This window comes from Halochromatium salexigens, from assembly GCF_016653295.1.
Classification (GTDB): Bacteria; Pseudomonadota; Gammaproteobacteria; order Chromatiales; family Chromatiaceae; genus Lamprobacter; species Lamprobacter salexigens.
On the sequence record NZ_NHSF01000100.1, the window covers coordinates 1 to 3,240 of the forward strand.

Below are 3,240 nucleotides of genomic sequence, written 5' to 3' on the forward strand. Positions count from 1 at the left end.
CGCATCAAGCAGCGCTTTGAAGCGCGGCTCTTCCTCGTGCGCGACCGGGCGCAGGGTGATGTCGTGCACGTTCACGCCGCTACCTCGCCAACCAACAGTGGCGGGCAGTTTGGACCAGACGAAGGGAATTGTCCAGAATCGAGGGTAAATCCCTCAACTGCTGGTCAGTCAGAGTCAGAACGGTTTCGCCCTGTGCCGCCGACATGGACGTGATAACCCATGATTTTTTGGAGAGATAGGACGCAACTCTTCCAGTCCAGAGGGACTGACTGCGGCGAGGGGCGACGGAAGACACCAGGCTCCAACCGCTCCAGCCAGCCGCTCTCTACATAGTTCCGGGTGAGGAACCGGCTGACGCCGTGGTTCTCCAGCCAGCGCGCATCCACCACAAAGCCGGCGGGAACAGCTTCCAAGACACGCTTCAGCTTATCTGCTCGTTGTGCACTCATGGTACACATTATGGTGAATCATCGAAGACTATGGCAAGTCTGCTTCGGCCTTTCACGATGAGAGATGCTTTCGGCACACAAATTGCCCATTCCTGAAAGCGTGCTGTCGCGCGTTTTGTCTCTGCCAGGGTTTCCTGGGTCAGGCCACCTGACTCAGCACTTCCAAGAGCTGATATCACCCATCATGGCGCGCCAGCGGTCAAAAACGGTGCCCGGTGATGGACGTTCCCGGGCGTCCGTAGCGGACCAGTGAGGGGTCATTCGCGAACAATGGCTCAGCGATTGATGCAGCCTTGCCCCCCAGAGACTCAGCCCGCAATCAACCGCTCCAGCGCCTCGGCATCGAGCGGCCGCAGCCCGATCAGGGCGCCGATCGCGTTGCCGAGCTCGCGATCCCCGCTCATCAGCAGCAGTGCCGAGAGCGAAGCAACGAACACTTGGGCGCGCGCGGCCTCGGTTGGCTCGCCTGCGGCATCGGCCAGCGCCTTGCGGATGAGCTGAAGGTCGATCACCTTGAGCGTCTCAAGCGGCCCGTCCAGCACCGCCTGGTCCGCTGGGTCTTGTGTCTTTGTCATGCCCTCACCTCCTGAAGCCTAAGGTCGCCCAAAGACTCGGCCGCGGCATCAGGCCGGCATGGATCGGTTGCGGCGCGGCGTTTGGTGATCTCGGTCTGCAGGGCTTGCCCAAAGCTCGCCTTGACCTCCAACCAGGCGCGCGGCTTGATCGTGATCGGTGCCGGCTCCGGGAAGTCCTTGAACCAGGGGCCATAGGAGGGTCCGAGCACTTGCTCGCGCTCTGCCGCCAGCACCGCCAGATCGGCCTGCTTGACGGCGGCTGGCTCGGGATAGAACAGACCGAAGACCTCAGCGACCACGGCACTGATGCGCGCCTCGACGGCCTTATACTCCGGCATCACCTGCTTGAGCGGACTGACCATGTCGCCGATGTAGGCCTCGGCGGCATCGTGCAGCAGGCCCTCGAGCCGTAACTCGGCTGGCACCAGTTCAGCGACGTGCAGCGAGTGCTGGGCGACGCTGTAGGGAAACAGGGCGGCGCCGTTGAAGCGGTTCATCAACGACAGCGAATGCACGATGTCATCCAGGCGGACCATTGCCGGCTGTGGATCGCGCAGGTCAAAGGCGATGCCGGAGTAGGTGTGGATGTGAACAGGATGGATGTCGGTCATGATGGTGTGCCAGAAGAGCCGCCTGTTGTCAGTGCCGGTGCCGCCGCCAGGCTGTCAAGCAGCGATGATGGTGATCGATCGCCTGTGGACGGCTCGACGATGATACGGGATCACTCAAGGCGAGACGCTCATGACAGACCTTGCACCGCTGATTGACCTGCCCTCGTTGCGTGCCCGCTACGAGGGCTTCCTGCTCGATGCCTACGGCGTGCTGGTCGATCGCGAGCGTGCCCTGCCCGGTGCAGCCGCCCTGCTCGAGGAGTTGGAGCGCGCCGGCTGTCACTGGCGGGTGCTCACCAATGCCGCCAGTCGTCTACCCGAGGAACTCAGTGAGTCCTTCGCCACCTTGGGACTGTCGATCCCGGCCGAGCGCATCCTGACCTCGGGCTCGCTGTTGGCCGAGCCGCAGGTCAGTGGTGATCTGCGCGGGATACGGGCCTTGGTCCTAGGTCCAGCCGGCGCGCATCGCTATGCCGAGCGTGCAGGCATCATCCCGCTGCCGTTCGAGGAGGCGCTCGAGGCCGAGGCGCTCATCATCGCCGATCAGCAGGATCTGCGCTGGCCCGAGCACATGGATCTGGCGGCGAGTCTTCTGGTCCGTCGGCTCGATGCCGGTCTGCCGTTGCGGCTGTTGCTTTGTAATCCCGACCTGATCTATCCGGTGGCGCCGGGGCGGGTCGGTCTCACGGCCGGGGCCTTGGCAGCGATGCTCGAGGCGATCATCCGCGAGCGGTGGCCCGATCAGGGCATCAGCTTCGTGCGTCTCGGCAAGCCCGCCCCGGCGCTGTTTGAGATCGCCCGTCGCCAGCTCGGTGTCACCCGGTTGGTGATGCTCGGCGATCAGCTCGCCACCGATATTGCCGGCGCGCGGGCAGCGGGCATCGATGCGGTTTTGGTCGGTACCGGGTTGGCGCCCGCATCCGGCAGGGCAGCGACGGCCGTCCGTCCTACTTGGGTCCTGCCGTCGCTTGCGGTCGAATCCAGCCAAGCCGGTGCGGACCGCTCCAGTGCTTCGACAAGCAACTGACTTCCTGATCTCAAGTCATCACTCGGTCATGCGCATCACGCCGGTGACGATGCCCAGAATCTCCAGCTCCTCGTGTTTGAGGTAGATCGGCGCCATCTCCGGGTTGGCCGGTTGCAGGCGGATGCCATCGGTCTCGACATAGAAACGCTTCAGGGTGACGCGCTCGTTGTTGATGAGCGCGACGATGGTCTCGCCGTTCTCCGCGCTCTGGCGTTGCTCGACGAGGATGATGTCGCCATCCTGGATCTGGTCATCGATCATCGAATGCCCGCGCACCCGCAGGGCATAACTGGCCTTGCGCGCGAGATGGCTCGGGACCTTGACCGTCTTCTGGTTGTCCTCGGGCGTCTCCACCGGACGGCCGGCGCTGACGTAGCCGAGCAGCGGCAGCTCGACCGCCACCTCGGTCTCCAGATCCAGGGGCTCGAGGGCGGACGTCCAGGTCGGACGACTGCGCTTGGGGACCAGGTAGGTGGTCTGAGCGGACATGCGGCGTTCCTCGGGTGGTGAGAGGGTTGCTGGTGGTCGGGGTGTCATCGGCCACAAGACGCGGCTGAACGGACTGAGATCATGGCCCG

Annotated in this window: 5 protein-coding genes; 1 reads left to right on the forward strand and 4 read right to left on the reverse strand. The window is 64.0% G+C overall.

Features of this window, described 5'->3' with window-relative positions:
- Positions 1–164: 164 nt before the first annotated feature.
- From CCR82_RS18240 to CCR82_RS18250, 3 genes are all read right to left on the reverse strand, one after another.
- Entirely contained in the window at positions 165–458 is a 294-nt protein-coding gene (locus tag CCR82_RS18240; protein ID WP_338073214.1) for an AbiEi antitoxin N-terminal domain-containing protein, read from the reverse strand.
- Positions 459–757: 299 nt separating this feature from the next.
- Positions 758–1,024 (reverse strand): hypothetical protein, encoded by a 267-nt coding sequence (locus CCR82_RS18245; RefSeq protein ID WP_201247236.1) that lies wholly within the window; start codon positions 1,022–1,024, stop codon positions 758–760.
- Positions 1,021–1,635 (reverse strand): hypothetical protein, encoded by a 615-nt coding sequence (locus CCR82_RS18250; RefSeq protein WP_201247237.1) that lies wholly within the window; start codon positions 1,633–1,635, stop codon positions 1,021–1,023. The genes CCR82_RS18245 and CCR82_RS18250 overlap by 4 nt, the downstream gene beginning before the upstream one ends.
- 130 nt (positions 1,636–1,765) lie before the next feature.
- Between CCR82_RS18250 and CCR82_RS18255 the strand changes: the two genes are divergently transcribed.
- Positions 1,766–2,662, forward strand: coding sequence for an HAD-IIA family hydrolase (locus CCR82_RS18255; RefSeq protein WP_201247238.1), 897 nt, complete (start codon positions 1,766–1,768; stop codon positions 2,660–2,662).
- Between the two features lie 18 nt (positions 2,663–2,680).
- On the opposite strand, the gene lexA is transcribed toward CCR82_RS18255, so the two are convergent.
- Positions 2,681–3,151: a transcriptional repressor LexA gene (gene lexA, locus CCR82_RS18260; protein WP_201247239.1), complete on the reverse strand. Its 471-nt coding sequence runs from the start codon at positions 3,149–3,151 to the stop codon at positions 2,681–2,683.
- Between the last annotated feature and the right edge of the window lie 89 nt (positions 3,152–3,240).

Excerpts from the sequence above, each read along its gene's own strand:
- CCR82_RS18240 (WP_338073214.1), bottom strand. The coding sequence starts at position 458 with ATGTGTACCATGAGTGCACAACGAGCAGATAAGCTGAAGCGTGTCTTG.
- CCR82_RS18250 (WP_201247237.1), bottom strand. The coding sequence starts at position 1,635 with ATGACCGACATCCATCCTGTTCACATCCACACCTACTCCGGCATCGCC.
- lexA (WP_201247239.1), bottom strand. The coding sequence starts at position 3,151 with ATGTCCGCTCAGACCACCTACCTGGTCCCCAAGCGCAGTCGTCCGACC.
- CCR82_RS18255 (WP_201247238.1), top strand. The coding sequence starts at position 1,766 with ATGACAGACCTTGCACCGCTGATTGACCTGCCCTCGTTGCGTGCCCGC.
- CCR82_RS18245 (WP_201247236.1), bottom strand. The coding sequence starts at position 1,024 with ATGACAAAGACACAAGACCCAGCGGACCAGGCGGTGCTGGACGGGCCG.